This window comes from Pseudomonas sp. RA_15y_Pfl2_54, from assembly GCF_963971015.1.
Lineage (GTDB): Bacteria > Pseudomonadota > Gammaproteobacteria > Pseudomonadales > Pseudomonadaceae > Aquipseudomonas > Aquipseudomonas baetica_A.
This window is the reverse complement of the sequence record NZ_CAXAPN010000009.1, coordinates 42861-66164: the sequence shown is the minus strand read 5'-3', so window position 1 is coordinate 66164 and position 23304 is coordinate 42861. Positions and strand designations below refer to the sequence as shown.

General features: G+C 60.3%; 19 protein-coding genes. 8 read left to right on the top strand and 11 right to left on the bottom strand.

Annotation, left to right across the window (positions count from 1 at the left end; translation table 11 throughout):
- Window positions 1-378: 378 nt before the first annotated feature.
- Entirely contained in the window at window positions 379-744 is a 366-nt protein-coding gene (locus AACY50_RS08950; RefSeq protein WP_339538455.1) for a DUF6124 family protein, read from the top strand.
- 254 nt (window positions 745-998) lie between these two features.
- Here the strand turns inward: AACY50_RS08950 and AACY50_RS08945 are convergent, their stop codons facing one another.
- Genes AACY50_RS08945 through AACY50_RS08935 form a run of 3 tightly spaced genes read right to left on the bottom strand, consistent with a single transcriptional unit; the run spans window position 999 to window position 2763 of the window.
- Window positions 999-1670, bottom strand: a complete 672-nt coding sequence (locus AACY50_RS08945) for a GNAT family N-acetyltransferase (RefSeq protein WP_339431501.1) — start codon at window positions 1668-1670, stop codon at window positions 999-1001.
- A gap of 12 nt (window positions 1671-1682) precedes the next feature.
- Window positions 1683-2129 (bottom strand): GNAT family N-acetyltransferase, encoded by a 447-nt coding sequence (locus AACY50_RS08940; protein ID WP_339538454.1) that lies wholly within the window; start codon window positions 2127-2129, stop codon window positions 1683-1685.
- 10 nt (window positions 2130-2139) lie between these two features.
- A complete protein-coding gene (locus AACY50_RS08935; protein WP_339431503.1) occupies window positions 2140-2763 on the bottom strand; it encodes an FMN-binding negative transcriptional regulator in 624 nt (207 codons plus the stop codon).
- 92 nt (window positions 2764-2855) lie between these two features.
- Here AACY50_RS08935 and pdxR point away from each other — a divergent pair, with 92 nt between their 5' ends.
- The gene (gene pdxR, locus AACY50_RS08930) at window positions 2856-4409 is read left to right on the top strand and encodes a MocR-like pyridoxine biosynthesis transcription factor PdxR (protein WP_339538452.1); all 1554 of its coding nucleotides are present in this window, start codon (window positions 2856-2858) and stop codon (window positions 4407-4409) included.
- Here the strand turns inward: pdxR and AACY50_RS08925 are convergent.
- From AACY50_RS08925 to aspA, 6 genes are all read right to left on the bottom strand, one after another.
- On the bottom strand, window positions 4366-8952 hold the full coding sequence (locus AACY50_RS08925) for a dermonecrotic toxin domain-containing protein (RefSeq protein ID WP_339538451.1): 4587 nt from the start codon (window positions 8950-8952) through the stop codon (window positions 4366-4368). The two genes, pdxR and AACY50_RS08925, sit on opposite strands and share 44 nt — an antisense overlap.
- Window positions 8953-9107: 155 nt before the next feature.
- Window positions 9108-10133, bottom strand: coding sequence for a histone deacetylase family protein (locus AACY50_RS08920; RefSeq protein ID WP_339431506.1), 1026 nt, complete (start codon window positions 10131-10133; stop codon window positions 9108-9110).
- 328 nt (window positions 10134-10461) lie between these two features.
- The gene (locus tag AACY50_RS08915) at window positions 10462-11457 is read right to left on the bottom strand and encodes an AraC family transcriptional regulator (protein ID WP_339431507.1); all 996 of its coding nucleotides are present in this window, start codon (window positions 11455-11457) and stop codon (window positions 10462-10464) included.
- Window positions 11458-11579: 122 nt separating this feature from the next.
- A complete protein-coding gene (locus AACY50_RS08910; RefSeq protein ID WP_339431508.1) occupies window positions 11580-12584 on the bottom strand; it encodes an asparaginase in 1005 nt (334 codons plus the stop codon).
- Window positions 12585-12674: 90 nt separating this feature from the next.
- Complete coding sequence (locus tag AACY50_RS08905) at window positions 12675-14126, bottom strand: alanine/glycine:cation symporter family protein (protein ID WP_339431509.1); 1452 nt, start codon at window positions 14124-14126, stop codon at window positions 12675-12677.
- A 531-nt stretch (window positions 14127-14657) separates the two neighbouring features.
- Window positions 14658-16082, bottom strand: a complete 1425-nt coding sequence (gene aspA, locus AACY50_RS08900; protein WP_221731897.1) for an aspartate ammonia-lyase — start codon at window positions 16080-16082, stop codon at window positions 14658-14660.
- 180 nt (window positions 16083-16262) lie between these two features.
- On the opposite strand from aspA, the gene AACY50_RS08895 reads away from it, so the two are divergent.
- The 5 genes from AACY50_RS08895 to AACY50_RS08875 all read left to right on the top strand — a co-directional run bounded on the left by AACY50_RS08895 (window position 16263) and on the right by AACY50_RS08875 (window position 19982).
- Complete coding sequence (locus tag AACY50_RS08895) at window positions 16263-17171, top strand: LysR substrate-binding domain-containing protein (RefSeq protein WP_305440537.1); 909 nt, start codon at window positions 16263-16265, stop codon at window positions 17169-17171.
- A gap of 248 nt (window positions 17172-17419) precedes the next feature.
- The gene (purE, locus tag AACY50_RS08890; RefSeq protein ID WP_007920220.1) at window positions 17420-17911 is read left to right on the top strand and encodes a 5-(carboxyamino)imidazole ribonucleotide mutase; all 492 of its coding nucleotides are present in this window, start codon (window positions 17420-17422) and stop codon (window positions 17909-17911) included.
- A 10-nt stretch (window positions 17912-17921) separates the two neighbouring features.
- A complete protein-coding gene (locus AACY50_RS08885; protein WP_221731899.1) occupies window positions 17922-19004 on the top strand; it encodes a 5-(carboxyamino)imidazole ribonucleotide synthase in 1083 nt (360 codons plus the stop codon).
- 109 nt (window positions 19005-19113) lie between these two features.
- Window positions 19114-19359 (top strand): GlsB/YeaQ/YmgE family stress response membrane protein, encoded by a 246-nt coding sequence (locus AACY50_RS08880; RefSeq protein ID WP_217829170.1) that lies wholly within the window; start codon window positions 19114-19116, stop codon window positions 19357-19359.
- Window positions 19360-19445: 86 nt separating this feature from the next.
- A complete protein-coding gene (locus AACY50_RS08875) occupies window positions 19446-19982 on the top strand; it encodes a DUF3299 domain-containing protein (RefSeq protein ID WP_221731900.1) in 537 nt (178 codons plus the stop codon).
- A gap of 111 nt (window positions 19983-20093) precedes the next feature.
- On the opposite strand, the gene AACY50_RS08870 is transcribed toward AACY50_RS08875, so the two are convergent.
- Both AACY50_RS08870 and AACY50_RS08865 read right to left on the bottom strand, forming a co-directional pair.
- On the bottom strand, window positions 20094-20993 hold the full coding sequence (locus AACY50_RS08870) for a D-hexose-6-phosphate mutarotase (RefSeq protein ID WP_339431510.1): 900 nt from the start codon (window positions 20991-20993) through the stop codon (window positions 20094-20096).
- A 57-nt stretch (window positions 20994-21050) separates the two neighbouring features.
- Window positions 21051-21455, bottom strand: coding sequence for an acyl-CoA thioesterase (locus AACY50_RS08865; RefSeq protein ID WP_003229628.1), 405 nt, complete (start codon window positions 21453-21455; stop codon window positions 21051-21053).
- Window positions 21456-21833: 378 nt separating this feature from the next.
- On the opposite strand from AACY50_RS08865, the gene AACY50_RS08860 reads away from it, so the two are divergent.
- Entirely contained in the window at window positions 21834-23132 is a 1299-nt protein-coding gene (locus AACY50_RS08860) for an MFS transporter (RefSeq protein WP_339431511.1), read from the top strand.
- Window positions 23133-23304: the final 172 nt, after the last annotated feature.

Genomic DNA, 23304 nt, shown 5'->3' with positions numbered 1-23304 from the left:
AATCGCCAATTATTTTTGTGTAGTAAACATCTGGCGTTGTTCTCGTTTAAGACCTATTGGCTTTACGCCTCGCGACCTACAAATCCTTGCGTCGTTGCCTACGGCTACGCCAGAATCCGCCGGCTTGTGCGCCCAGGGCTGGCTGCGTAACTTGATCGGGTCACTGATTCCCAGTGATCGGGTTTAGCAGCCCGGCTTCGTTTCATTCCGGTCGTACAAGTCTCATCCGGTCAGGCATTTGCCTGCGCTTGATGGTGGCTGTGCGCATGGCACCTTCGGGTGCGCCGGGTTTCGGAGTGACCGGTCTGCTAACTTGCGCACAGCCGCCACCCTATCGTTTAGCAGCGGGATGGTGCGGCCTCATAGAGGTACACTCCGATGTTCAAAGTAACGCCAAACCCGCCGGTCACAGATCCGGCATCCCCCTACGAATCGCCCGATTCAAAGAAATTCCATGAAGCCGCCGAGCGCGCCCTCGACCACTATCTCTGCCCACCGGCCGCCGCCATCATGGCCGCGCCCTACACACCCAGCACGCTGTACATGGCGCACCCCGAGGCTGACACCGAATCCCTGCTGGCCGACGCCAGTGAAACGCTCGGTTCCGCCACCGTCATGCTCAACAACCACGCGGCAATGGTTGAAGGCTCGAACCGCAAAACCCTGCAAGGCATCGCGCAGGTGGTGATGCTGGCAGAGCTGGCGGTTAATCGGGTGCTGGATAGGTTAGTGCCCACGGAGTGATTAACGTGCTGGCGGCGCATGCGCATGTGCCGCCAGCGCATTGGTTGGGAAATACGCTATTGAGGCGTGATTGACCAGCGATTGAAAAAGTGGGGTCTGAAATAAGCCTGACCGTTGCCGAACGCACGGTGCTTGTTGAAAACATACAATCGCCCGTTTGGGATGAAGATGGGCGTGGTGCGAATTCGGCGAGATGTCCGTTAAACATCAAAAGATCGCTGCCTGCCAGGCTGCGATCTTTTGCTTTCAGACGCTCAGGAGCGGCACTCGACCAGCCCTTTCACCTGCCCGTCAGGCGTCTGGTTTTCATCGCACAACCACCGCTCAAACCCGGCCGCAATCGCCGGCCACTCACCATCGAGAATCGAATACCACGCAGTGTCGCGGTTCTCGCCCTTGACCACCATGTGCTGGCGAAACACGCCTTCGAAGCTGAAACCCAAGCGCTCGGCGGCGTATTTGGAGCGGGCGTTGCCGTTGTTGCACTTCCATTCGAGGCGACGGTAGCCCAGCTCAAAGGAGTATTTGGCCAACAAGTAAACCGCCTCGGTGCTTTTCGGCGTGCGCTGCATCGGTGCACCGAAGGTGACGTGGCCGATTTCGATGCGGCCCTGGGCCGGGACAATCGACATCAGGCTGAGGATGCCTTGCACCTGACCTGTGGCGCGGTCGATGACGCTGAAGAAATACGGATCGCTGCTGGCCGCGTGGTTGCTCAGCCAGGCATTGAACACGCTGCGCTCAGGGAATGGGCCGTAAGGCAGATAGTTCCACAGTTTCGGGTCGGCGCCGGGGCCTTCAAGGGCGTTGAACAGCTCGTCGGCGTGACGGGCCGGGTCGAGTCTTTCCAGGCGAATGAAGCGGCCTTCGATCAGTGTGGTCGTGGGGGCGGGGACACCTTTCCAGTCGGCCAGTGAAGCAGTCATGTGTGTCTCTCCTTAAAGGGCTTTGCGAAACTGGATGAAGCCTGGGCGTTCGGCGATGCGCTCGTATAGCTGGATCGCGGTGGCGTTGGTTTCGTGGGTCAGCCAATGCACTTTGGCGCAACCGTCAGCCTTGGCCGTGGCGTAGACGTGTTCGATCAGCAGGCGACCGACGCCGGTGCCGCGGGTTTCAGGCGCCACCAGCAAGTCTTGCAGGTAGCAGGCGTTTTCGATGCTCCAGTTCGAGCGATGGTAGATGTAGTGCACCATGCCCACGGCTTTGCCATCGGCCCAGGCGAGGGCGGCGTGGGTTGGCTCGCTGGGGTCGAGCAGGCGCTGCCAAGTGCTATGGGTTACGGCCTCGAGCAGCTCGGTGTTGTAGAAACGCAGGTAGGCCTGCCACAACGGCAGCCAGGCGGCGTGATCATTGGCGGTGACTGGGCGGATCTCGATCTGACTCATGGTGAATTCCTTAACGCATCAAGTGGGCGAGGGTTTGATCATTGATGTCGGGGCTGGCGGCCAGGCCTTCGCGCACGCCGGCAATGTCGGCGGGGCTGCGGTTCTGGCTGAGCTTGCGCTTGCCTTCCAGTCGGTCGATGGGAATGGCAAAACCGACGATGGCCTTGAGCATGCCGTCGATGTAATCGGCGGGGGCGTCGTCAACCTTCCACGGTTGCGCGCGGCCCGCTTCATGGCGGTCGGTGAGGGTGCTGACGATGTCGAGCAGCCGTCCGCCGTCGCTGAAGGTTTCGGCGTGGCCGTAGGCGTGCACCGCGATGTAGTTCCAGGTTGGCACGACTTTGCCGTGCTCGGCCTTGCTCGGGTAAAAGCCCGGGCTGACGTAGGCGTCCGGGCCGGCAAAGATCAGCATCGCTTGAGCCCCGTCGCGCAAGTCTTTCCACTGTGCATTGGCCTTGGCCAGATGCCCGTAGAGCGTGCCGTTCTCGCCTTGCTCGCAATGCAGCAACACCGGCACATGGCTGGCTTGCAGACCGTTTTCGCCGTGGGTCACCAGAATGGCGAGGCGGGTGGCGAGGATCAGTTCGTGGAGTTGCGACAACTCGTCGATGGCAAAGGCGCGGGGCGTGTACATGGGGAAATTTTCCTTGGCGAATGCCTGCATCCTAGGCAGGCTATTGGTCTGTTGTAAGAGCCATTGACGACCCATTTCATAGGTCCATTGCCATGCCTGAATCGCCCACGTTGTCCATGCCCTTCAATCCGGCGGGTATCGAGCTCGACCGTCGCTTGGGCTTGACCCGCCAGCTCTATCAGGCGCTGCGTTTGCGTGTGCTGGACGGGCGCCTGTGCGGCGGCACACGCCTGCCGGCCAGCCGTGATCTGGCGGCGGCGCTGGGCATTTCCCGTAACAGTGTGGTGCGCGCCTACGATCAGCTATACGCCGAAGGCTTTATCGAGGGGCGAGTCGGTGATGGCACCTACGTCGCGCAATTACCCCAAGCCGCGTTATCGGCGGAAAAACTATCCACAAAAGTATCCACAGGGTTTTCAACAGGCTTACCCACAGACTTATCCACAAATTGGCTGGATTTACCTGTTGATTCGTCCAGTAAAGTTATCCACAGCGATCCGCTGTGCCGGGTCAGAAACAATCATTTACCCAAACCTCCCAGTGGTCCGCCCCGCGCATTTCGAGTGGGCGTTCCAGCCTTCGATCTGTTCCCCTTTGACGTGTGGGCCAAGCTCAACGCGGCTTTTTGGCGCAAACCCGATCTTCAGCAACTGTGCTACGGCGACCCGGCTGGCGATGCGCGTTTGCGCGGTCTGATTGCCGCTTATTTGCGCAGTTCGCGTGGCATGCAGTGTTCGGCTGAACAAATTGTGATCACCAGCGGCGCACAGCAAGGCATCAGTCTTTGTGCACAGCTACTGGTGGCGCCGGGTGATGGCGTCGGTATCGAAAATCCGGGTTACCGAGCGGCCGGCCATGCGTTCGCGGTGGCGGGTGGCCGTTTACACGGTATTGCCGTGGATGAAGAGGGCATGGATTGCTCGGCGCTGTCGGCAGCCAGTGACTGTCGCGTGGCTTATGTGACGCCGTCGCATCAATACCCGACGGGTGTGGTGATGAGCCTGGCGCGACGGCTTGAGCTGCTGGCCTGGGCCGAACGCACCCAAGGCTGGATCATCGAGGATGACTACGACGGTGAGTACCGTTACACCGGCGCGCCATTGGCACCGTTGGCGGCGCTCGATCGACAGGGGCGAGTGCTGTATGTCGGCACCTTCGGCAAAGTCGCGTTCCCGGCGTTGCGACTGGGCTATCTGGTGCTGCCACCGGGGCTGGTGGACGCGTTTTCGCAACGCCGGGCAGTGGACGTCCGGCATTCCGAGGTGAGTACGCAAATGGTGATGGCCGAGTTCATGGCCGCCGGGCATTTCCAGCGCCATATCCGGCGTATGCGTCGGGCAGCACTCAACCGTCGCAATGCATTGCTGGACGGCTGGCCGACGGCAATCGCCGGTGTGGGCAAGCTGCCGGCGGTGTCTGCCGGGCTGCACCTGACGGTGGCCGTGAACAGCATCGAGCGCGAGCAGCAATTGGTTGAACAAGCCGCCCGCGTGGATGTGGAAATCAACGGCTTGAGCCATTACTGGCTGCCCGATTCCCTGACTTCAGCCGATCAGCGTGCCGGACTGGTGCTGGGCTTTGCCGCCGTGCCGGAGCCTGGGATCAGAGCCGCACTGATGCGTCTGCGACAGGCGTGGCAGGTTTGAAAAACAGGGTTTGCGCCAATGTACTGCCGATCTGGCTGCGATAGATTTCGATCAGTTGCTGGTTACTTTTGTTGCGCAGGTCAAGCTTGCCGCCCAGGCGCCGTTGCTGGAGGGTTTTCATGTGCCCGGCGGTGAACGAAGCGGACGCGTCGCTGGCATTTTTATAGTGAAAGTGCGCATACCACAGCACTTTTGCGGTTTTGGCGTCGCTCACTTCATATTCGTCGAGGAAGTCCTTGTCCTGCCCCTTGAGGCTGCGCCGGGTGACCGTTTGCGTTATCTGCACCTCTAGCTTGTTTTTGAGCCACTCCACTCGGGCTGCCGTCGGAGGTTGTTGTTTGATGATCCTGATGCGGGCACTGGTGCCTTTTTCGTAGAGTGCGGTTGCCGCATTGCTCAGTGCATGACCGAGAGCGGCCGTCGGATGCTTCGGGTCGACGGTCAGATTGGCGGCCGTCATTGCCTCATCAAGCGCTTCGCCGGCTTTGCGCAAGCGCTCGGCTTCCTCATGGTAGATCTCCTCAATCTCGACCGGGATACGTTGACCTCGTTTGATGCGCGCCTCGGTGCGCCGGTGGAACGCCGCCAGGCCATCGAGTAATGCTTTTGCGTGTTCGACCGCTTTTTTGATGTTCGGTCTGGCCTTGGCAGGTTGGGTTTTGGTGATGCCGTGTTCGACCCATACACCGGGCGATTTTTCGTGAAACGTGGCAATAACGCCGGTCAGTTCTCCGCGCACCTCGACCAGTTCGGTGTCTAGGCCATCCGTGCTTTTTTTCCGTTCCCCAACGAGCGTGCCCTTGAATCTGGTGCTGATGATCTTGCGACTCGACGTCGGTTTCGCTGGGCCTGGCAACGGCTCCAGCAGATGTTTATTGCGCAGCAGGTCAGCCAGACGCACGTCTGTGTGTGCTTTGAATTCGATGACCCGAGTCCGTACATGCCCCAGCCGAGTGGTCTGGAGTTGATCGGGAAACTCCGCGACAAGGTCGGCAAAACGTTGGTCCACCGCGGCAAACTGCTCGGAAACGTTGCTCAGGGCTTCGATTCGATCGCGCAAGTTGCTCAGGCTCTCATCGGCGGTCAGATTCATCGAGCTCTGAATATTCAGCGCAGCATCCTCGATGAGCGTTTCCAGTGCCTGTTGCGCGTCTGCCCGAGTCGCGGTCTCGCCGGGCTTGACGCAGATCTCTTGCCCAAGACTGATCTGCAACAGCTTGAGGTCATTGAGGTCGTAGCTCGGGAGTGCCTTTCGATAAGTTGAAACGGTCTCTACGGCTTCTTTGCCGAGCAGCTCGAGTTCTGCGAACCGGGCATGGGCAGCCTCGATCTTTTCGATGATGCCTTGGGTTTGATCGGTGATGTTTTCACAGGACTGGATAAACTTTTGCGGTTCGACATGGGTGTGGTCAGCGATCATCGAGATGGTCGCGTTCACATTGGTCTGAAAATCGGTGTTGTGCTGGCTGAGCCATTCCTGCCCCAGAAACAACAGCATCTGCAGGCGTTCGATCATGACTGTCCGATAGTTGGGCACTGTCTGTTTGCGGTTCAGTGACTTGATTTTCTCGACGTTTGCCGCGTACGCCTTGTCGAGCGAGTCGAGGGTGTCCAGGTACTTTTTGCCAACGGCTTCGTCCACGGTCGACGATGTATCGTGCATTGCGTTATGGGCCGCGTCGAGTTGACTCTGCTTGTCTGCCATCGTGTTGTCGAAAGCTTCGATTTCGGCAATCAGTGCCTGTACTTTTCTGAGGTTCTTGCCTCTTTCCTGTTCGCGCCCACTGCGCAGTCCACCGCCACGCAGGCGCAATCTCAGGTCGATGATCCATTGACCGCCGGCGGTGCGGGTCAGCAACGGCCCCGCGAGGGTGGGGTGCCGGCGCGAGTCGATGATCTGTACGTCCTGGTTTTCGTTGATCAGTACTTCGAACCAGCGGTCGCCGACCGATGCGTACCATTTCTTCTGTTTTGCGTAGAGGTGGCGATGCACCCCTTCGTTGGCTTCGGCGCCGAGTTCTTTGGGTTTGTCGATCTTGAAACTGTCGAGCAGCGCTGCAAGTGCGACGGGGGAGCGCTTCAGTGCGGTCACCGTATTGAGCGACATGTGATGAGCGACAGGCAGTTCGGTACCGGCCATGTCCGGCAAACGCTGCGGTTTGATGGTCTTGGGGGCGGACGTTACGGGTGGCGTTTCTTCTGGCGTCGTCGCAATCGATTCATGCATCGGCTTGTTCCCCACCGCTGCACGATGGGCCAGTACCATGCCCAAGGCGAGGAGAATGTCGGCGATTGCTGTCCAGGCAGTCTTGTCGGTCTGTTCATTTTCGACATCGCTGATTTCCTGCAAATCGTCCATGATCTGCCAGATCCACGCTGCCGTGCCGGCACTGCGACCGAGGAATGGCAACGCTGCGTTGAACACCATCCAACCGCCGCGTTTAAGTGTCGCCCAGCGTGCCTCCGCATCCGATACCGATTGCCGTTCGGCTTGTGTGATGACGGCCTGGACGTTGCTCTCATACAGTGTTCCCCGCACATCGCTCTCAATCGCAGCGGTCCCCAATGCAACAGGCCCTGACATGTCGAACGCGGTGGTCGGGTTCACCAGCAGTTGCGGGATCGTCCACACCGAGGGCAGCCTGGCGGTGAATACGAACTGGCTGTAATTGAAGCGCACATCGTCCGGCAACCAGGCGAGTACCGACTCGCGAAGCTGTCGCGAATGCTCGATGGCGTAGAGCAGGTTGGCGTGGCCTGGATACTGGATCAGCGCCATTTCGAACAGCGGTCGATAGAGTACGCAGGGGCCTTTTTCCACTTCCCTCGGACCGATGACAAACATGTTGTTGACGACATCCGTGCGTGAACTGCTGCGGTGGGCGATGAACGACAAAGGCCGAATGACAATTTCCTCGCCATCGATGTGCCGCTGCTCTGCGGTGTTGCCCAGTGCTGCGGCGACATATCGGTACCCTTTTTCATCCATGCCTGCTTTGCCCTGGATCTTGTGTTGCAGCGCCAGGAGCGGCAGTTCTATGGGTAACTGGCTGGTGTAGAGCGCTTGCAGTTCGGACGCTTGCCGAGTGTCGTCAATCAGCAATTTTTGCAGGTACTGCGGGTAGGTCTTGCCGATGTCGACGGTACTCACCAGTTTTTCAAGGTAGGTCACGGTCAGCCAGTCTGGTAACGCGTGGTCGCCGTTGTAGTGCACGGTTTTATTGCCCAGGGGCTGGCCCGCCAGGTTTTGCAGGGCCAGTTCACTGAGCGAAAGCGTCTGAGTCTGAATATTGCCCGGCAATACGAACGTGCCCCATACCACCAGGCTGGTGATGGTGATCTGGAGGTCATCGATCTCGATCTTGTCCGCTGTCGGATGCTCCTTGAGCATCTGCTGCTTCAGGGCCTGGCGGGTGAATTTTTGCAGGCTGACCACTTCGCTCTGGAACGTTTTTCCCTGGTTGGAATGCTGCACCGTCGTCAGATCCAGCAGGTGTCGGCTGTAACGGGTTTGATCGGCGGGAAGGGCATTGTCCAGCCAGGCGGGCAGTAGCGGCCCCAGACGATCTGTATGCGGTTTGAGACGCGGTGTGGCCCGGGTGGTGGTCGCTGAGCCCTGGCGAGGGAAGAGGTTGTCGAGGGTCGAGTCTTGAAAAAAATTGATCTTGCCCAAGGCTTCGGCCTCCAGGGCGATCAGTGTGCAGGCCTGATGATCGAAGAAATGGCCCTGCGGCTCGACCAGTCGCCACTTCAGGCCAGCACTGGAAACGCTCTGCCAGAACTGCGGCAGGGCTTCGCCGAATGCATCCAGCGAGTCGAAGCACTGAAAACCGTGGACCACCGAGTGGGTAAGAACCACTGTGCGCTTTTCGACAGTTCCGATCAGCACGGCACAATCAAGCAGGGTCAAGTGTTCCGGGTGTTTTGCGTCGTCCCGGTCGAGGTCTATCAGGCAGGCGCGAGTCTTGTAGGTGTCGTTGAGACGTTGTTGTTTGTCCGGGTTTTGGTAGACGGCGTGGGCAATGGCACGCTGGTCGGCATCCCAGCCAAGACTGGCGTCGACGTTCCACAGATTACGCAAGGCATCGGACATTTTTTGCCAGCGCGGCTGTCCCGGATACGTGAATTCATCCCAGTAGTCGACGTGTTGTTCCTTGAAGGCGATGAACAGCAAAGGCGCCAGTTCGTTGAGCAGCAAACCGATGGCGTCGATCTTGACCGGCAACTGGACAGCCGTCTGGATATCGGGCTGCAAGGTCAGAAAGTGTTCACCATCGAGGTAGGTCTCCGCCGTGCCGGACAGGCCCAAGCGTACCAACGCATCAGTCAGCGATTCGATCTGAGGGCGGCCGGGAATGACTTTGTCGTTCTGAATGATCCAGGTCGGTTTCACGACCATCGCCAGTTGCGGGTCGATATTGAGGTCCGGGTACAGCGTCTTGAGTGCCGGACGCAATGTCTTTGTGGCGACTTCTCGCACTGAGGGGCCGGTCACCAGTTGGGTGACTACATCAACGGCACTGGCTGAAGAATGTTCGGACATGGGCAACACCTGCTCTGATTGGGGGGCACGCTTAAGGGCGTCGAATCAGGGCAAGGTAGAGGCCGCGTTTCAGCGGCGTGCGGTACATACATCTCGCAGACAAAAAAAGACCCGCCAAAGCGGGTCTTGCCGTGCCAATCCGTTTCAGGCGCTTTTTATCGTTCAAACCCTTCAAGCACGTTCACCGCGTTGATGCCGATTTCCTCCACTGCGTAACCGCCCTCCATGACAAACAGCGTTGGTTTGCCGAGGGCGGCAATACGCTTGCCCATCGCCACGTAGTCGGGGCTATCGAGTTTGAATTGCGAGATCGGATCGTCCTTGAATGTGTCGACACCGAGCGACACCACGATGATGTCGGCGCCGTAGCGGTCGATCTCGTTGCAGGCCTGTTCCAGCGCAGCGCTCCACATGTCCCAGCCTGAACCGGCGGGCAGCGGGTAGTTGAAGTTGAAACCCTCACCGGGGCCTTCGCCGCGTTCATCATCGTAGCCGAGGAAAAACGGAAACTCCGCTTCCGGGTGGCCGTGGATCGAGGTGAACAGTACGTCGCTGCGCTCGTAGAAAATCGACTGGGTGCCGTTGCCGTGGTGATAGTCGACGTCGAGGATCGCGACTTTTTCGTGGCCCTGATCGAGGAACGCCTGCGCGGCGATGGCGGCGTTGTTGAGGTAGCAATAACCGCCCATCAAGTCGCTGGCGGCGTGGTGTCCCGGTGGGCGGCACAGGGCAAAGGCACCGCGCGCACCCCCCTGAATCGCCGCTTGCGCGGTCAGTGCCACTTGCGCTGCGCTATAGGCGGCCTGCCAGGTGCCGGCGGTGATCGGCGCGCCGCCGTCGAAGCTGTAATAGCCGAGTTGGCCGTGCAGGCTGGTCGGTTTGATTGCGCGCAATGTGCGGGCAGGCCAGGTGTAGGGCAGCAGATCGCCGTCGGTGTTGAACTCGGTCCAGCGCGCCCACGCACCCTTGAAAAACTCGAGGTAATCGCGGCTGTGGATGCGTGCGATGGGTTCAAGGCCGAAATCCTGGGGGGCTCGGACCGGGCCCAGGTGTTGGTTCTGCACGCGTTGCAGCACGTGGTCGGCGCGCGAGGGCATCTCGAAGCAAGGCTTGAGCTGGCCATCGATCAGTTCGCAGCGGCCATGGTGCAGGTGGTGATCGTCCGAGTAGATCGTCAGCATTTGTTGTTCTCCGCAGGGCTGGTTCGGTGGCCTCAAGTGTTGCGGCGTACAACGATTCGGAGAACGGCAGGAAAGGCCAAAAGGGGATTGATATGGCCAAAAATCATGACCGCAATTGGCCCCTCAAGCCTGCATCAGAAAAATGCGATCCCACAGAGATTTGTGTTCAAGCGGTAGGGACGAGGTTGTCCAGCACACGGTTGCTCGCCGGTTCACTGAGCATGGCGAAAAACCTGTGGGAGCGGGCTTGCTCGCGAAGGCGGGGTGTCAGTTTATGCATCAGGTGACTGACACGGCCTCTTCGCGAGCAAGCCTGCACACTGGAATCTCAGTGCGGCCTGAACTGACTCGGCGCCACGCCGCTCCAGCGGACGAACGCATGGCGGAAACTCGCGGTCTCGCTGAAACCCAGGTGTTCAGCGATGCGGTAGATCGGCAGTTGATCTTCACAGAGCATTTGTTTGGCTCGTTCGAAACGCAATTCGTCGAGCAGCTCCTGGTAGCTGCTGCCCATGTCTTTGAGGTGCCGACGCAAGGTGCGCGGTGAGCACTTCATTTGCTGCGCCAGCCCCTCAAGCCCAGGCGCGGCGTTCAACTGGGCGCTGAGCAATTGGCGAATTCTTCCCAGCCATGCCTGACGCCCTGTGAACTCGAGATTCTGTTTGCGGCAGCGTTCGGCCATGGCCTGATGAGTAATGCTGTCGGCCAGGGGTAACGGTTGATCGAGCCAGTGCTTTTCGAACGCAAAGGCGTTGTCCTTGGCGGCGAAGTGCAACGGGCTGGCGAAATGCTCGGCGTAGCTGTCACGGTAATCCGGCGCCGCGTGTTCAAAGCGTGTGGCGAGCAGCGGTAGCGGATGACCGAGCAAGTCGTCACAGATGACTTTCAGTGACACCAGACAGAATTCGGCATTGAACGCGGCCATCGCCGGACTCTCGCGATAATCGGCCGCAACGAACCAGACGCGCTCGCCGTCGTCCTCAAGGTTCAGCTCGAAAAGTGTTCCCAGCAACGCCGGATAACGGATCGCCAAATGCAAAGCGTCACCGAAGGTGGCACAGGTCAGGAGTGCGTAACCAAGCATGCCGTAGCAGGAAACGTGCATGCGCCGGCCCAGTTCCAGGCCGATGTCGTGCTTGAGTGCGACCGCGTTGGCGCAGACCTGCATCTCCTGATTGGTGGTGATGCGCGTATCGGCTCGGCTCAGATCCGCCGCACTGATGCCGCTGCCGGCCAGCAGCGCCTGGCTCGACAAGCCTTCGGCGTTGAAGGTGTTGAGTATCAGGGAGACGGCGTTGAGGGTGGTGAGGTGGGAGTGGAGCATCAGTGTCTTCCAGCCAGGGGATGCTGGAAAAGAGAGCAAGTTGTGTGCCGCGACGCTTGTGGTGTCAGTCCGATCCAGCCCTCACCCTCTGGGAGAGGGTGAGGGGCGGTCCAACGCCATGCTCAGACCAGCTCACCACACAGGTCGAGTTCGACCAGTCGGCGGACTTCAGCGGTTTCCAGGCCTGCACCGAGCAATCCGTTCAACTTGCCGAACGCGGCCTCACGGGTCATGCCGCCACCGGACAACACACCAACGCCCCGCAAGCGACTGCCCGCCTCGTAAACGTCCAGTTCGACGCCGCCTTCATGGCACTGCGTGACCGCCACCACGACCACGCCGTTGTCCCGCGCGCGGGCGAGGCTGGCGAGGAACGCCGGATTGTCGCTCGGCCCGGTACCGCTGCCGTAGCACTCCAGCACCAAGCCCTGAATGCCGCTGTCGAGCAGGCCATCGAGGATTTGCGCACCGATGCCTGGGAACAGTGGCAACACGGCAACATTCGCCAGTTGTTTTGGCTGGTTGTAATTCAACGCCGCTGGAATCGAGGTGGCTTTCACGCCGCCGCCCTGACGCTCCAGACGCTTGAATGGATGACGGCCGAAGCTGCGCACTTTTGCGCAACGGGTCGGTGCCAGCCGTTCGCCGTGGAAGTACAAGTGCACACCCGGCGCCAGGCCTTGGCCGAGGGCAACCAGTGCGCCGCTGAGGTTTTCCCAGGCATCGCTGTCAGTAACGCCGGCCGGCAGCATCGAGCCGGTGAAGCACACGCGAGCGTGCAGGCCGAGCAACTGGAAGCTCATCGCCGCCGCGCTGTAAGCCAGAGTGTCGGTGCCGTGCAGGATCAGCACGCTGTCGCAGCCTTGCCCATCAACGGCGTCGACCACCGCTTCACGCAGTTGCTGCCAATAGGCCGGGGTCATGTTGGCGCTGTCGATCAGCGGCGACATCTCGCGAAAGCGCCACTGCGGCACGACCAGTTCAGGCTGGCTGTGCAGGTACTCGCGCATCCGCGCTTCGAAACCGGACGCCGGGGCCAGGCCATTGGCGCTGGCCTGCATGCCGATGGTGCCACCGGTGTACAACACCATGACGTGCTGGGCGGCAGGATAAGTCGAAGGGTTCATAGGATTCTCCGAAACGATGAGTTCCTTGTGGGAGCAGGCATTGCATCACAATAACTGACGGGCGCAGAGGATGCGCCCGTCATTCACCTATCAGCGTTGCGCTGCAGGGACGCCTTGCGGCTCGGCTTGCGTCTTGCCGGTAGCGGCAGACGGGTTGGCCGGCCAGGCTTTGCGGTCCAGGTCCAGATCCGGGAACTTGCTCGAATCGAATACCGGGGTCTTGATGCCGGCCGAACGCTGGTCATCGTAGTCCCGCAGGATGCGCATGCCGACCTTGAACAGCAGGAACAGCGCGATCAGGTTCACGAACGCCAGCAGGGTCATGGTGATGTCGGCGAAGGCGAACACGGTGCTGAGGTTCTCGATGGCACCCCAGAAGATCAACACCAGTACCAGCGCGCGGTAGCCGATCAGCGCCTTGCGGTTTTCACCGATCAGGAAGCGCAGATTGCTTTCGCCCAGGTAGTAGTTGTAGAGAATCGAGGTGAACACGAACAGCGCCAGGGCCACCGAGATGAACATCCGGCCCCAGTCACCGACCACGGCGGCCAGCGAGTTCTGGGTCAGGGCAATGCCGTCGCCTTCGAAGCCCGGGGTGTAGAAACCCGAGAGCAGGATCAGCAGCGCGGTGCAGGTGCAGATCACGAAGGTATCGAGGAACACGCTGAACGCTTGCACCACACCTTGTGCCACCGGGTGCTCGACCGACGCCACAGCCGCCACGTTCGGTGCACTGCCCAGACCGGCTTCGTTGGCGAACACACCACGCTTCACGCCCATCACGATCGCGGTGCCGATCAGGCCGCCGAAGGCCTGGTCGAGACCGAAGGCGCTCTTGACGATGGTCATCAGCATGGCGGGTACTTGGTCGATTTGCAGCACGATCACGTAGATGGTCACGCCGATGTAGATCAGGGTTTTCACCGGCACCAGCAGGTCAGCGACCTTGGCGATGCGTTTGATCCCACCGATGAACACCAGGCCCAGCAACACCGCCAGGCCGATGCCTGTGTAGGTGGTGTCGAAGCCGAAGGCATTGTTCAGCGAGTGGGTCACGGCGTGGGCTTGCAGGCCGTTGAAGGCGAAACCGAAGGTCACCAGCAACAGGAACGCCATGACCATACCCAGCCAGCGCTTCTGCAGACCGTGCTGGATGTAGTAGGACGGGCCGCCACGGTAGGTGCCATCGGAGTCGGTACGTTTGTAGAGCTGACCGAGCGAGCATTCAAAGAAGCTGCTGGACATGCCGACCAGGGCGGTGACCCACATCCAGAACACCGCACCCGGCCCACCCAGGGTCACGGCGATGCCGACACCCGCGATGTTGCCTGCACCGACGCGGCCGGCGAGGCTGAGCATCAGGGCCTGGAACGAGCTGAGTTGCCCGGCGCTGCTTTTCAGGCTGTCGCGGAACACCGCGAACATGTGGAAGAAGTGACGAAATTGAACGAAACGCGAGCGAATCGTGAAGTAGCTACCGAGCCCGACAATGAGCACGATCAGTACTTTCCCTGAGAGGAAGTCGTTGATGACTTCGAGCATGGATTTATCCTCGCTGTTTTTTGTGTAAGCAAATACTGGATGGTAGAAACATCGTGTTACACCGGCGTACATACGGCACGACGGGTGAGGCGATGATTTCGTCCCGGATCCATTTCGCGGGTTTGTTATTAGTTCGGGTTTCGCATGGGTTATGGCCTCGTTACCGACGACCGCTCACGCGAAGAGGGGCGGCACTATACCTATCAGTGCGGCGCCCGTCTGCACGGTTGTGGTGCAAGCGACGAAACGAAGCTTTGAAACACCCGACGTTACCGGCGCCGGGCTTGTGCAGGGACTGCTGTCTGTGGGGGCGGGCTTGCTCGCGAATGCGGTGTGTCAGGTTCATTTTGGTCGACTGACACGACGCCTGCGCGAGCAAGCCCGCTCCCCCATGAAGCAACCCCCAGACATACGGGTCTCAGGGTCAGAGCGTTAAAAAAAAGGGCCTGGGGACTGATCCCCAGGCCCTCAAAAGGTGAGAGGTGTCTAGTCCCTCGACCTGGTGAGCGGTGCTACAAACAACCTGTTGGTTCAGCCCTTCAGCGGAACCAGACGTGGAGCAATCATGTTTTCCGGGCGCAGGATGTCGGCGAGCATGGCTTCGTCGAGCAGACCTTCCTCGCGCACCAGTTCCAGCACGCCGCGGCCGCTTTCAAGGGCGATACGGGCAATGCGGGTGGCGTTTTTGTAGCCGATGTACGGGTTCAGTGCGGTGACCAGACCGATCGAGTGTTCGACCAGTTCGCGGCAGCGCGCTTCGTTGGCGGTGATGCCGACGATGCAGTGCTCGCGGAGCATGTCCATGGCGCGCTGCAGCAGGCGGATCGAGTCGAGGATCTTGAAAGCGATCAGCGGCTCCATCACGTTCAGTTGCAGTTGGCCGCCTTCGGCTGCCATGGTCAGCGCCAAGTCGTTACCGATGACCTGGAAAGCAACCTGGTTAACGGCTTCCGGAATCACCGGGTTGACCTTGCCGGGCATGATCGAACTGCCTGGCTGACGCGCCGGCAGGTTGATTTCATTGATGCCGGTACGCGGGCCGCTGGACAGCAGGCGCAGGTCGTTGCAGATCTTCGACAGCTTGACCGCGGTGCGCTTGAGCATGCCGGAGAACAGCACGAAGGCGCCCATGTCGGAGGTGGCTTCGATCAGGTCGGCGGCGGGCACCAGCGGTTGACCGCTGATCAGCGCCAGACGCTGGACAGCCAGGGCCTGATAGCGTGGGTCGGCGTTGATGCCGGTACCAATGGCGGTACCGCCCAGGTTCACTTCAGTCAGCAGTTCCGGGGCCAGCGTCTTCAGACGGGCCAGGTCTTCGCCCATGGTGGTGGCGAAGGCACGGAATTCCTGGCCGAGGGTCATCGGCACGGCGTCTTGCAGTTGGGTGCGGCCCATTTTCAGGACGTGGTTGAATTCTTCACCCTTGGCTGCGAATGCCTTGATCAGGCTGTCGAGGCTGGCCAGCAGCGAGTCGTGGCCCAGCAGCAGACCCAGACGGATCGCGGTCGGGTAGGCGTCGTTGGTCGACTGCGCCATGTTCACGTCATCGTTGGGGTGCAGGTACTGGTACTCGCCTTTCTGGTGACCCATTGCTTCGAGCGCAATGTTGGCGATCACTTCGTTGGCGTTCATGTTGGTGGAAGTGCCGGCGCCACCTTGAATCATGTCGACCACGAACTCTTCGTGGAAATCACCGCGGATCAATCGGGCACAGGCTTCGCTGATGGCAGCGTGCTTGGCTTCGCTCAGATGACCCAGTTCACGGTTGGCGTCAGCGGCGGCCTGTTTGACCATCGCCAGACCGACAACCAGTTTCGGGTAATGCGAAATCGGAACGCCCGAGAGGCGGAAGTTGTTCACCGCTCGCAGGGTCTGGATGCCGTAATACGCTTGAGCCGGTACTTCGAGGGCGCCAAGCAGGTCGTTTTCTGTGCGGAAAGATGCAGCGGAGGACATGATAGAAATCATCTCAATATGGACCCGGTCTGTGCCGGAACGCTGCGAATGCTAGGCTTGTGGGAAATTTTGGGCCAATGCTGTTCAGCACTGGCCTATGCACATTCGGCATAATGCCGGTGTGACGCCGCGTGCGCGGCAGACGTGTGACCTGTTTTGGTGCGTGTCCGGGAGGACGTGATGAATCTGGAAAGCAAATGGCTTGAGGACTTCAGTGCTCTGGCCGCCACCCGCAGCTTCTCGCAGGCCGCCGAGCGGCGCTTCGTGACCCAGCCGGCCTTCAGTCGACGGATCCGCAGCCTCGAGGCGGCGCTGGGGCTGACGTTGGTCAATCGCTCGCGCACGCCGGTCGAGCTGACAGCGGCGGGGCAGTTGTTTCTGGTGACCGCGCGTACCGTGGTTGAACAACTCGGCGAAGTGCTGCGCCATTTGCATCACCTGGAAGGCGGGCAGGGCGAGGTGATGCAGGTTGCTGCCGCTCACTCGCTGGCGTTGGGCTTCTTTCCGCGCTGGATCGCGCAGTTACGCAACGAAGGGCTGAACATTGCCACGCGGTTGGTGGCGACCAACGTCGGCGACGCTGTGCATGCGTTGCGTGAAGGGGGCTGCGATTTGATGCTGGCGTTCTACGACCCGGACGCGGCGATGCAGATGGACCCGGAAATCTTCCCGTCGCTGCATCTGGGCCAGACGGAGATGCTCCCGGTGTGCGCGGCGGATGCCGATGGCAAGCCGTTGTTCGATCTGGAAGGCGATGCCAGCGTACCGTTGCTCGCTTATAGCGCCGGGGCGTTTCTCGGGCGTTCGGTAAACGGCTTGTTGCGCCAGCGCCAACTACGTTTCACCACTATTTACGAAACGGCCATGGCCGACAGCCTGAAAAGCATGGCCCTGGAAGGTCTGGGAATCGCCTGGGTGCCGCAACTGAGCGTGCGGGCCGAATTGGCCCGGGGGGAACTCGTCGTTTGCGGCGGTGCGCAGTGGCATGTACCGCTGGAGATTCGCCTGTATCGCTGCGCACTGGTGCGCAAGGCCAATGTGCGGTTGCTCTGGCGCAAGCTCGAAGGCGGCGCTGCACAAGCGTCCTGACTCACCGCCGATCCAATGGTGGGAGGGGGATTTGTGGTGTTGCGGCGCTGACCTTCAAGTCAATAAAAACGGGCCTTTGCGTCATTTGACAGATGGTCGCCCAGGGGGCTGTTTATTGGCTTCTTTGCGGTATACTGCGCGGCCTTCGGCCGGTACGTCCGGTCATTTTTCCTACAACAAGCCACGCATTCTGCGTGGCTTGTTGTTTTTGACGCGCCTGCGGGCGCCCAGAGAGAAGAGGCGCGACGATGAGTGCACTGGTTGGCGTGATCATGGGCTCCAAGTCCGATTGGTCCACCCTTAGCCACACCGCCGATATGCTGGAAAAGCTCGGCATCCCGTACGAGGTCAAAGTGGTCTCTGCCCACCGCACCCCGGATTTGCTGTTCCAGTACGCCGAAGAGGCTGAAAGCCGCGGCATCGAGGTGATTATCGCCGGTGCCGGTGGCGCAGCTCACTTGCCAGGCATGTGTGCGGCCAAGACCCACCTGCCGGTACTGGGCGTTCCGGTGCAGTCGGCCATGCTCTCGGGCGTCGATTCGCTGCTGTCGATCGTGCAGATGCCCGCCGGTATTCCGGTCGCCACTCTGGCCATCGGCAAAGCAGGCGCGATCAACGCGGCCCTGCTCTCGGCGAGCATCCTTGGCGCCAAGCATCCACAGTTCCACGCGGTACTGAAAACCTTCCGTGCCGAGCAGACAGACAGCGTCCTGGACAATCCAGACCCACGTATTGCCTGAGGTTGTTGAGATGAAGATCGGTGTAATCGGTGGCGGCCAGTTGGGTCGCATGTTGGCCCTGGCGGGGACTCCGCTGGGCATGAACTTCGCTTTTCTCGACCCTGCGCCGGACGCTTGCGCCGCGGCGTTGGGTGAACACCTGCGGGCCGATTACGGCGATCAGGATCATCTGCGCCAGTTGGCCGATGAAGTCGATCTGGTGACCTTCGAGTTCGAAAGCGTCCCGGCTGAAACCGTAGCGTTCCTCTCGCAATTCGTGCCGGTCTACCCGAGCGCTGAAGCCCTGCGCATTGCTCGCGACCGCTGGTTCGAGAAGAGCATGTTCAAGGATCTGGGGATTCCAACCCCAGCCTTCGCCGACATCCAATCGCAAGCCGATCTGGACGCCGCCGTCGCGTCCATCGGTCTGCCGGCCGTGCTGAAAACCCGCACGCTGGGTTACGACGGCAAGGGCCAGAAAGTCCTGCGCAAGCCTGAAGATGTGGTCGGCACTTTCGCCGAACTCGGTAGCGTCGCCTGTTTGCTGGAAGGCTTCGTGCCGTTCACCGGTGAAGTCTCGCTGATCGCCGTGCGCGCTCGCGATGGCGAAACCAGGTTCTACCCGTTGGTTCACAACACCCACGACAGCGGCATCCTCAAGCTGTCCGTTGCCAGCACCGATCACCCGTTGCAAGCGCTGGCCGAAGACTATTCCAGCCGCGTGCTCAAGCAACTGGATTACGTCGGCGTGATGGCGTTCGAGTTCTTTGAAGTCGACGGTGGCCTGAAGGCCAACGAAATCGCCCCGCGCGTGCACAACTCCGGGCACTGGACCACCGAAGGCGCCGAGTGCAGCCAGTTCGAAAACCATCTGCGTGCCGTTGCCGGCCTGCCGCTGGGGTCGACCGCTAAAGTCGGCGAGAGCGCGATGCTCAACTTCATCGGTGTCGTACCGCCGGTGGAGAAAGTCATCGCCATCGAAGATTGCCACCTGCATCACTACGGCAAGGCGTTCAAGGCTGGGCGCAAGGTCGGTCACGCCAACCTGCGTTGCGCCGACATGGCCACGCTCCAGGCACAGATCGTCAAGGTCCAAGCGCTGATCGCCGAGTAAAACAGTTTCATGTGGCAGCGGCGGAACCATTCAGGGGCCGCCGTTCTCTCATGGCAGGATGCGCAAGTCTGACTAGGCTTCGCATATTGACCATCAAGAGGGAAGTGCCATGGGAATTATCGGAACCATCTTTATCGGCTTGATCGTCGGCCTGCTGGCGCGGTTCCTGAAACCGGGCGATGACAGCATGGGCTGGATCATGACCATCCTGCTCGGTATCGGCGGTTCGCTGGCAGCCACCTACGGCGGCCAGGCTTTGGGCATCTATCAGGCAGGTCAGGGCGCAGGGTTCTTCGGCGCGCTGGTCGGCGCGATCGTGTTGCTGGTGATCTACGGCCTGATCAAAAAGAACTGATCCAGGCGACAAAGCCCTCTCTGCCAAACCGGCAGGGAGGGCTAGAATGCTCGGCGATTCATTCCTTTCTTTTTCCGAGCACCTTCATGCGCCGTCTTCTGTTGACTCTCCTTTTCCTGGGCAGTGGTTTGGCCCACGCCGGCGAACTGCCGGAAACCGACTGGCTGGAACTGATGCCCAAGTCGGATCAAAAGGCCCTTGAGGCCATGCCCGAAATCGACCATAACTCCCCCGAAGCCACTGGCACCTTCACCGAGAAGGGCGGCATGAAACAGGCCAAGGGTCTGCCGGCGGTGATGTATTCGACCAAGACTGTGGCGGCGATGAATGGCAAACACATCCGCATTGGCGGATACCCGGTGCCGCTTGAGTCCGACGCCAAGGGTCGCAGTACGCTGTTCTTCCTTGTGCCATATCCGGGCGCCTGCATCCATGTGCCGCCACCGCCGCCGAATCAACTGTTGCTGGTGCGCTACCCCAAAGGTCTGAAGCTCGATGACATCTATACGCCGCTGTGGGTGACCGGCACGCTGAAGATCGAGAAGGTCAGCAATGATCTGGCTGACGCCGCGTATGCGCTGGAAGCGGACAAGGTGCGGGTGGTGCAGGAGTCCGATCTCTAAGAGTTGGCGCAGAACCCAAGGTAGGGGCGGGCTTGCTCGCGAATGTGGTCTCTCAGTCACATTGATGTTGCCTGATACGACGCTTTCGCGAGCAAGCCTTTGCGCCAGGGTCTAGAGCGGTTTGCTGCCGACGCTGACGCCCATGGTGTGGCTCGCACCCGACGCTAAAGTCACCACGTCATCCATCACATTCGCGGTCTCGATGCACAGCATGCGCTGCCAGCCATCGTTATCCATATCGCTGAGCGCTGCCGCGCGGTCGATCCACGGGTTCCAGATTACCGCGGTGCGCGAACCCGTCGCGGTCAGCACGATACGCCGCTCCCACGTCGGGTCGATGATGCTTAGCTGTGGCGGGGCGTCGAGGTAGATGCGGTCGGTTTCGCCGGCAAAGTGCAGATCACCTTGCTGGGTGACGGTCTTCCAGTCATCCAGCGTCTCGATGTAATTCAGGCCATCGACACCGTCGACGTGCACATTGCGCACATCGCTGACGGCGAAGTACGTGTGCAGGGCCTGGCTGAGGCTGACGGTCTCGGCACCCCGGTTGTGGCTGGTCAGGCTGAAGTGCAATTGATCATCCAGGCGCAGGGTCAGGGTCAGATCCACTTCATGGGGCCAGCCCGGCAATCCGCCTTCGGGGCAGGGCAGCTTGAACTCGACCTTGAGGCCGTTGGCCTCGGCTTCGATACCGCCCAGCGCCCAATCCATCGCCCTTACCAAACCATGCGCCGGCGCCGGTTCGTCACTGATGCGCATGGCTTTTACGCTCTGCGGATTGCGTTCGAATTTTCCGAACCACGGCCAGCACACCGGCACACCTGCGCGGATGCTCTTGCCCGTCTTGAAGTCAGCCTTGTCGTTGAGCCAGATGATCGGCGGCTGGCCGTCGATCTGATAACTGAGGATGTGTGCGCCTTGCTGGGCCACCAGCACTTCGGCCTGACCGTGGCGAATGCGCCAGCAGTTCAGTTCATCCAGTTTCACGGCTTCAACGTTGGGCGGGTTCATGGGACAGCTCTCGATCAGAAACAGGGACAACTATCGACCGTAGAACGGTCGTGAGGTTTAGCGTGCGCGTGGAGGTACCGAACGGGTGCGACCGCTGCCGTCGATAGCGACGAAGACGAACACCGCTTCGGTGACTTTACGCCATTCGCTGGACAGCGGATCGTCGCTCCACACTTCGACCATCATCTGGATCGAGCTGCGGCCGATTTCCAGGGTCTGTGTATAAAAGGACAATTGCGCGCCAACGGCCACTGGCACCAGGAACGCCATGCGATCAATGGCGACGGTCGCGACGCGGCCACCGGCCACACGGCTGGCCATTGCGGTGCCGGCCAGGTCCATTTGCGCGACCAGCCAGCCGCCGAAAATATCGCCAAAGCCATTGGTTTCACGCGGTAGCGCGGTGATTTGCAGGGCCAGATCGCCCTGCGGGATCGGATCTTCTTGTTCGAGCTCTATCATGCCGAGGGGCCTCTGACCCGTGACTCTTTGTGGGTATTGCGGGTGGTAGCCGTCTTCAGGAAAAACGATTCAGCACCGAACATATTGCGTTCGTCACGTTTTCCATCAGGCAACTAAAAGGGAAACTCTGCGAAATCGGCTGCTCCCAGGCAAAGGGCGGACCAACGACGTTTTCGCACAGCAACCCCCTACAAACCGGAGCAAGGTTGCGAGTATATCGGTCGGTAGACTCCGCGACGACCATCCGGTTCTGATTTTGACCGCCAAATACGCACCTCTATGTGCTTTTTCGAACAATTTGCTATGGTGCCGAACCTGCTCAAGCCACAGCCAGCGTTGTTGTGGCGGTAGATCCGCCTAATAAGAGAAGCCCTTGCCATGACCACAGCGCCTTCGAGCCTCGCGCAGTCCGAGCAACCCGCACGACCGTTGACCCGCAATGATTACAAGACTCTGTCGCTGTCTGCCCTGGGGGGCGCGCTGGAGTTCTACGATTTCATCATCTTCGTTTTCTTTGCCACCGTGGTCGGCAAACTGTTCTTCCCCGCCGACATGCCAGAGTGGCTGCGCCTGATGCAGACCTTCGGCATCTTCGCCGCCGGCTACCTGGCGCGGCCGTTGGGCGGCATCGTCATGGCGCATTTCGGCGATCTGTTGGGTCGCAAGAAGATGTTCACCCTGAGCATATTCATGATGGCTGTGCCGACCCTGATCATGGGCCTCCTGCCAACCTACGCGCAAATCGGCTTGTGGGCGCCGATCCTGTTGCTGCTGATGCGCGTGATTCAAGGCGCGGCGATTGGCGGTGAGGTGCCTGGGGCGTGGGTCTTCGTTTCCGAACACGTGCCGCAAAAGCACATCGGCTATGCCTGCGGCACCCTGACCAGCGGCTTGACCGCCGGCATCCTGCTCGGTTCGCTGGTCGCCACCGCGATCAACAGCCTTTATACGCCCGTGGAAGTCGCGGATTACGCCTGGCGGATTCCGTTCCTGCTCGGTGGCGTGTTCGGCCTGTTCTCGGTTTACCTGCGCCGCTGGCTGCACGAGACCCCGGTGTTCGCCGAGCTGCAACTGCGCAAGGCGCTGGCCGAAGAAGTGCCGTTGCGTGCGGTGCTGCGTGATCATCGCGGGGCGATTGCAATCTCGATGCTGCTGACCTGGCTGTTGTCCGCCGGGGTCGTCGTGGTGATCCTGATGACCCCGACCGTACTGCAAACGGTCTATCACTTCTCGCCGACCACAGCGTTGCAATCGAACAGCCTGGCCATCGTGTTCCTGAGCATCGGTTGCATCATTTCCGGCGCCCTGGCGGATCGTTTTGGCGCCGGCCGTGTGTTTGTCTTCGGTTGCCTGGGCTTGTTGGTCAGCTCCTGGACCTTCTATCACAGCCTCGCGGATCACCCTGACTGGTTGTTCCCGCTGTACGCGTTGACCGGATTGCTGGTCGGCACCATCGGTGCGGTGCCCTATGTGATGGTCAAAGCGTTCCCGCCGGCGGTGCGCTTCAGTGGCCTGTCGTTCTCGTACAACGTGGCGTACGCGATCTTCGGTGGTCTGACGCCGATGGTGGTCAGCCTGCTGCTGAAAGAAAGCGCGATGGGCCCGGCTTATTATGTGGTGGTGCTCTGCGCGGTGGGGATTGTGGTGGGCGCGTGGCTCTGGAAGAAGGGCCGCTGATCCCGACACCTCATCGATTGTTCTGACGCCTTCGCGAGCAAGTCGCACCGCCGCTCCCACATTTGGAATGCATTTCAACGTGTGGGGGCGGGCTTGCTCGCCAAGGGGGCGCCGCGAATCACTCACTAAAAAACCAATGCTGGCCTTTCATCCAATTGTCATATTTCAGCCA

Coding starts and splice junctions, on each gene's coding strand:
- AACY50_RS08915 (WP_339431507.1), bottom strand. CDS start 11,457: ATGCTCCACTCCCACCTCACCACCCTCAACGCCGTCTCCCTGATACTC.
- AACY50_RS08935 (WP_339431503.1), bottom strand. CDS start 2,763: ATGTACACGCCCCGCGCCTTTGCCATCGACGAGTTGTCGCAACTCCAC.
- AACY50_RS08875 (WP_221731900.1), top strand. CDS start 19,446: ATGCGCCGTCTTCTGTTGACTCTCCTTTTCCTGGGCAGTGGTTTGGCC.
- purE (WP_007920220.1), top strand. CDS start 17,420: ATGAGTGCACTGGTTGGCGTGATCATGGGCTCCAAGTCCGATTGGTCC.
- AACY50_RS08860 (WP_339431511.1), top strand. CDS start 21,834: ATGACCACAGCGCCTTCGAGCCTCGCGCAGTCCGAGCAACCCGCACGA.
- AACY50_RS08920 (WP_339431506.1), bottom strand. CDS start 10,133: ATGCTGACGATCTACTCGGACGATCACCACCTGCACCATGGCCGCTGC.
- pdxR (WP_339538452.1), top strand. CDS start 2,856: ATGCCTGAATCGCCCACGTTGTCCATGCCCTTCAATCCGGCGGGTATC.
- AACY50_RS08870 (WP_339431510.1), bottom strand. CDS start 20,993: ATGAACCCGCCCAACGTTGAAGCCGTGAAACTGGATGAACTGAACTGC.
- AACY50_RS08905 (WP_339431509.1), bottom strand. CDS start 14,126: ATGCTCGAAGTCATCAACGACTTCCTCTCAGGGAAAGTACTGATCGTG.
- aspA (WP_221731897.1), bottom strand. CDS start 16,082: ATGTCCTCCGCTGCATCTTTCCGCACAGAAAACGACCTGCTTGGCGCC.
- AACY50_RS08950 (WP_339538455.1), top strand. CDS start 379: ATGTTCAAAGTAACGCCAAACCCGCCGGTCACAGATCCGGCATCCCCC.
- AACY50_RS08945 (WP_339431501.1), bottom strand. CDS start 1,670: ATGACTGCTTCACTGGCCGACTGGAAAGGTGTCCCCGCCCCCACGACC.
- AACY50_RS08885 (WP_221731899.1), top strand. CDS start 17,922: ATGAAGATCGGTGTAATCGGTGGCGGCCAGTTGGGTCGCATGTTGGCC.
- AACY50_RS08895 (WP_305440537.1), top strand. CDS start 16,263: ATGAATCTGGAAAGCAAATGGCTTGAGGACTTCAGTGCTCTGGCCGCC.
- AACY50_RS08865 (WP_003229628.1), bottom strand. CDS start 21,455: ATGATAGAGCTCGAACAAGAAGATCCGATCCCGCAGGGCGATCTGGCC.
- AACY50_RS08910 (WP_339431508.1), bottom strand. CDS start 12,584: ATGAACCCTTCGACTTATCCTGCCGCCCAGCACGTCATGGTGTTGTAC.
- AACY50_RS08925 (WP_339538451.1), bottom strand. CDS start 8,952: ATGTCCGAACATTCTTCAGCCAGTGCCGTTGATGTAGTCACCCAACTG.
- AACY50_RS08940 (WP_339538454.1), bottom strand. CDS start 2,129: ATGAGTCAGATCGAGATCCGCCCAGTCACCGCCAATGATCACGCCGCC.
- AACY50_RS08880 (WP_217829170.1), top strand. CDS start 19,114: ATGGGAATTATCGGAACCATCTTTATCGGCTTGATCGTCGGCCTGCTG.